The organism is Sandarakinorhabdus oryzae, from assembly GCF_009733735.1.
GTDB classification, from domain to species: Bacteria; Pseudomonadota; Alphaproteobacteria; order Sphingomonadales; family Sphingomonadaceae; genus Sandarakinorhabdus; species Sandarakinorhabdus oryzae.
The window spans coordinates 1-4863 of the sequence record NZ_WNJP01000189.1; the positions used below are offsets into that span (position 1 = coordinate 1).

The 4863-nt window shown below is 67.7% G+C and carries 6 protein-coding genes; 4 read left to right on the top strand and 2 right to left on the bottom strand.

Annotated features, from left to right (window positions below; genetic code table 11):
* From GJ693_RS17040 to GJ693_RS13785, 4 genes are all read left to right on the top strand, one after another.
* On the top strand, window positions 1-717 hold a 717-nt coding region (locus GJ693_RS17040; protein ID WP_197042206.1), incomplete at its 5' end, for a hypothetical protein.
* Window positions 718-721: 4 nt separating this feature from the next.
* Window positions 722-1381 (top strand): YggS family pyridoxal phosphate-dependent enzyme, encoded by a 660-nt coding sequence (locus GJ693_RS13775; RefSeq protein ID WP_156256852.1) that lies wholly within the window; start codon window positions 722-724, stop codon window positions 1379-1381.
* A gap of 50 nt (window positions 1382-1431) precedes the next feature.
* A complete protein-coding gene (locus GJ693_RS13780) occupies window positions 1432-2979 on the top strand; it encodes an MFS transporter (protein ID WP_235902926.1) in 1548 nt (515 codons plus the stop codon).
* Between the two features lie 144 nt (window positions 2980-3123).
* Window positions 3124-3366 carry a hypothetical protein gene (locus GJ693_RS13785; RefSeq protein WP_156256853.1) on the top strand — a complete coding sequence of 81 codons (243 nt, stop codon included), beginning with the start codon at window positions 3124-3126 and terminating at the stop codon, window positions 3364-3366.
* Between the two features lie 90 nt (window positions 3367-3456).
* On the opposite strand, the gene GJ693_RS13790 is transcribed toward GJ693_RS13785, so the two are convergent.
* Together GJ693_RS13790 and ybeY are read right to left on the bottom strand one after the other, a co-directional pair.
* Window positions 3457-4380: a hemolysin family protein gene (locus tag GJ693_RS13790; protein WP_235902928.1), complete on the bottom strand. Its 924-nt coding sequence runs from the start codon at window positions 4378-4380 to the stop codon at window positions 3457-3459.
* Between the two features lie 2 nt (window positions 4381-4382).
* The coding region (ybeY, locus tag GJ693_RS13795) for an rRNA maturation RNase YbeY (RefSeq protein ID WP_156256854.1) at window positions 4383-4863 on the bottom strand (481 nt) is incomplete at its 5' end.

Sequence of the window (4863 nt, forward strand, 5' to 3'; positions counted from 1 at the left end):
AGCCCAGCCACCACGTGGCTGGCGGCCGCCGCGCTGTGCCTGCCGCTGCTCGCTGTCGCCGCTCCGGCCGACGCCGCCAAGCTGCCGGCCCGCACCCAGAAACAGCGGCTGGTGGTCGATACCCCGCTGACCCCGTTCCAGCCGCAAGTCGGTGAATTCGGCCGCTTTGCCTTCACGGCGCCGGGCGCACCAGCCATGCCGCAGTCGCTGGGCACCGGCTTCCGCTTCACCCCGTCGGGCCAGGCCGACAACCGCCGCGCCCTGTCGCTGGGCGTCGCTGCCCGCCTCACCACCCCCGTGGTCGATCGCTCGCGCGCCGCCGCCCCGGTCGATCGCTTCGTGGTCCCGGCTGGTTACAATGTGAACCTGTCGCTGGGCTGGCAGGGCTTTGCCCTCGATACCGGCTATGCCCACGCCGAACCCACGCTGGCCGCGCCGCTGATCGGCCGCATGACCGATCAGCTCAACCTTGGCCTGTCCTATGGTGGGCGCAACTGGCGCACCAGCCTGCAGGGCACCGCCGAACAGAGCCAGCCGCTGGCCTTCATCCCGCTCACGCGCCGCTATTCGCTGGAACTGGGCGGCGCCTATCGCGTCGCGCCGCGCTTCTCGGTCACCGGTGGCCTGCGCTATCGCATCGCGCCCGAACCGCCGTCGCTGGTGCTGCCCAACCGCGACGATCAGGCGGTCTATTTCGGCACCAGCATCGCCTTCTGATCTTGTGACTGACGCTTCCGACCGGCTCGCCAGCGTGCGGGCAGGCCTTGACCGGGCCTGCCGCGACGCCGGCCGCGCCGAAACGCCGCTGCTCGTCGCCATCTCCAAGACCTTCGATGCCGATGCCATCCGGCCGCTGATCGCCGCCGGCCAGCGCCATTTCGGCGAAAACCGCGTGCAGGAAGCGCAAGGCAAGTGGCCGGAACTGCTGGCCGAAACGCCGGAGATTACCCTCCACCTCGTCGGCCAGCTGCAATCCAACAAGGCCGCCGACGCTGTCGCGCTGTTTGATGTGATCCACAGCGTCGATCGCCCGTCGCTGGTGGCGGCGCTCGCCAAGGCCCAAGCGGCTGTCGGCAAGCGCCCGGTCTGCTACCTCCAAGTCAACATCGGCGACGAAGCCCAGAAAGGCGGCTGCGCCCTTGCCGATCTGCCCGCCCTGCTCGACCAGGCCCGCACCGCCGGCCTCAATATTGTCGGCCTGATGTGCGTGCCCCCCGCTGATGTGGAACCGGCGCCCTACTTCGCCCTGCTCGCCGAACACGCAAAACGGCTGGGGCTGGCGGGGCTCTCCATGGGCATGTCGAGCGATTACGAGACGGCGGCGCTGCTCGGTTCCACCGTCGTCCGTGTCGGCAGCGCGCTGTTTGGCAGCAGGGCCTGATGCCGCTTCGGCGGCTTGCCCGGCCCGGCCCGGCCCCTTAAGCGATGGCGATGACGAGCAGGGGGGAGAAACTGTCGATCGTCGGCGACCGCGCCCCGATCTTCTGGGCGGGTTGCGCCGCGATCAGTGCGGGCGTGCTGTTGCATCTGCCGATGCTGGCCATGGCCCACAGCATGGGCAATCACCTCGCCGGCATGCCGATGGACAGCGGCATGTGGCTGGGCATGGGCCTGATCCTGATCGGCGTGCCGCTCGCCTGTTTCGGGGCGCTGCCACGGCATCGCACCGCCCATGGCGATCATGCTGGCACCAATTTCGAAGCACCGGATTCAACCCCGCTCAACCGCTGGCATGCCGCAACTCTGCTGGTGCTCACCCTCGGCCTGATCATCGACGTGATGAAGCCGGCCACGCTCGGCTTCGTGTTGCCCGGCATGGCGGCCGAATATGGGATGCCGAAATCGCAGGTGGCATTGCTGCCGCTGGTGGCGTTGACCGGCACCACCGTGGGCTCATTCCTGTGGGGCTGGCTCGCCGATGTCTATGGCCGCCGGGTCTCGATCCTGTTGTCCACCATCCTCTTCGTTTCCACCGCGATCTGCGGCGCGATGCCGGCCTTCACCTGGAACCTGGTGATGTGCTTCCTGATGGGCACATCGGCCGGGGGCATGCTGCCGGTCATCTACACGCTGCTCGCCGAAGTGATGCCGCCGCGCCACCGCAGCTGGGTGCTGGTGCTGGTCGGCGGCACCGGTCTGGTGGGCGGCTATCTCGCCGCCAGTGGCGCCGCCCTGGTGCTGGAGCCGGTCTATGGCTGGCGCGTGCTGTGGCTGCAGGGCTTTCCCAGCGGGATCCTGTTGCTCGCCCTGGCGCGCTTCATCCCCGAAACCCCGCGCTTCCTGGCCGAAAGCGGCCGGCTGGCGGAACTGGCGCAGATGCAGCGCCGGTTCGGGCTGGCGCCCAAGCCGCGACCGGCCCAGCCGCCGGCCGATACGCCCTCCAGCGCCACCCATCACCGCATTACCGCGGCGCTGGTGATGACCGCGCTGTGCTGGAGCTTCGTCAATTTCGGCCTGCTGCTGTGGCTGCCCTCCGATCTGCAGGCGCGCGGGTACAGCGCGGCGGTGGCCAGCGGCATCCTCGCCAAATCCTCGCTGTTCGCCTTTCCCACCGTGCTGTTCGCCGCCTGGTTCTATGCCCAGCGCAGCAGCAAATGGACACTGGTCGGCACCGTCGGCCTCACGCTGATCGGCCTGATCGGGGCGCTGCTGCCCGCCGATCTGCTCAGCCAGCAGCCGGTGCTGATCACGGTGATCGCGCTGTTGATCGTGGGCACCAATGGCACCATCGCGGTGCTGCTGCCCTACACGGCGGAAAACTTCCCGCTCGGCACGCGCGGCCGGGCCACGGGATTGGTGGCCGGCAGCAGCAAGTTCGGCGGCGTCGCCGTGCAAATCGCCGCGCTGGCTGGCTTTGCGCCCACCCTGGTTGGGGCGGCGGTTGCCCTGCTGATTCCCACCGCCGCCTCCGCCGCCATGATCGCCTGGTTCGGCCGCGAAACCCGCGGCCGCAGCCTGCGCGAGCTCGAGGCCGAATAGGGTCGTGTTCGGCAGCAGATAAAGCGGCCTCCGGCGGGCAGGGACTCAGTCCCTGCACCCGTTTGTTTTAAGCTGTGTTCGCTGGACAGGTGTCCGCTTGCGCCCCTACTTGCGGAAATTCGCGGGTGACGCCAAATTGCGTGGATGCGCAACGAACGCTTTGCAGCTTGGTTCGAAAAAGAGTCCCGCTGGACTTTTTGGTCGATTGTCGCCGTTCTCACCGTTATGTGGCTGGCAACGCTCTTGGACTTCGCGTTTGGACTAGAGTGGGGCTGGGATAGAAGAGGCTTGTTTTTGGCGCCGCTGATTCTGCTAATCGCAGCGATCATTCGCTACTGGCACGTGGCGTTCGCCAAGCTCATTGAGCGCCTGTCGAAGGACAGCTAACCACCCCAAAGCTGCCATCAAGCGTCGCCCGAAAACAACCGGGTGCAGGGACTGAGTCCCTGCCCGCCGGAGGCCCCTCTTCCTTCTAAATCAAGCCGCCAACGGTTGTATCCGCAGCCGCTTCACCATGCGCGGATCGCCGTCGATCACTTCGAAGCGCCAGCCGGCCGGGTGGTCGACGCTTTCGCCCGGCGCCGGCACGCGGCCGGCGAGCATGAAGACGAGGCCGCCGAGCGTATCAACATCCACGCCCACCTCGTCGTCGGCCAGGTTGACGCCCAGTGTCTGTTCGAGATCGTCGATGGCGAGGCGGGCGTCGGCTTCCCACAGGCGTTCGCCGACTTCCTGGATCAGCGCGGCCTCGATCTCGTCATGCTCGTCCTCGATGTCACCGACGATTTCCTCGACCAGGTCCTCGATGGTGACGAGGCCATCGACGCCGCCATATTCATCGATGATGATGGCCATGTGGGTGCGGCCGGCGCGCAGCCGGGCGAGCAGATCGACGATGCGCATCGATCCCGGCACGAACAGCACTTCGCGCAGCAGCGGCTCGATGGGCAGATCGTGCAAGGGGGCGGAACTGACCGCGTCGTTGAAGGTGTCGGCGATGCGGCTGTAGACATCCTTGATGTGGACCATGCCGATGATGTTGTCGCGGTCGCCGCGCCACACCGGCATGCGGCTGTGGCCGGCATCGCGGAACAGCGCGACCAGCGCCGGGAAGCCGGCGGTGGCATCGAACATCACCATGTCGGCGCGCGGCACGGCGATATCGCCGGCGCAGGCATCGCCCAGGTGCAGCATGTTGCGCACCATGGCGCGCTCCACCGGGCCGAGATCGTCGCCCTGCTGGCCGGAAGGCGACGCGTCTTCGGCTTCGTCGATCGCCTCTTCCAGGCTTTCGCGCAAGCTGTGTTCGGGGGAGCGGGTGAGCAACTGGCGCAGCTGCCGCCACCAGCGGCTGCCGCGCAATCGAGAATGGCTTTCGCCGCTACTGTCGCCCTCAGGCATGGTCAATCCTGGTCCTCATACGGATCGGGCAGGTGCAACCGAGCACAGGCGGCGCGTTCCAGCGCCTCCATCTGCTCGGCCTCCCATTCGCCCGTTTCGTGGTCATAGCCTAGCAGGTGCAGCGTGCCGTGGACAACCAGATGGCCAACATAGTCCGGCACGCTCCAGGCCTTGGCGGCGGCTTCGCGCTGCACGGTTTCGGCGGCGAGCACGAGGTCACCCAGCAGCACCTCGCCATCATCACTGTTGGCGAGGCTCACCAGCATGTCGGGCGCCAGCATCGGGAAGGAGAGGATGTTGGTCGCCTTGTCCTTGCCGCGATATTGCCGGTTGAGGCCGTGCACCTCGGCATCGTCGCTCAGCCGCACGGCGATTTCCACCGCCATCGGCGCCTCGGCCAGTTCGGCGTAGGGCGTTTCGGCCAGCGCGGCGGCCACCGCGGCGCTTGCCAGCGCCGGCCAGTCCGCCGCCGGCCAGGGGCCC

What these genes read in the sequence shown, in the direction of transcription:
- GJ693_RS13790 (WP_235902928.1), bottom strand. Translation starts at nt 4,380, where the DNA reads ATGCCTGAGGGCGACAGTAGCGGCGAAAGCCATTCTCGATTGCGCGGC.
- GJ693_RS13780 (WP_235902926.1), top strand. Translation starts at nt 1,432, where the DNA reads ATGACGAGCAGGGGGGAGAAACTGTCGATCGTCGGCGACCGCGCCCCG.
- GJ693_RS13785 (WP_156256853.1), top strand. Translation starts at nt 3,124, where the DNA reads ATGCGCAACGAACGCTTTGCAGCTTGGTTCGAAAAAGAGTCCCGCTGG.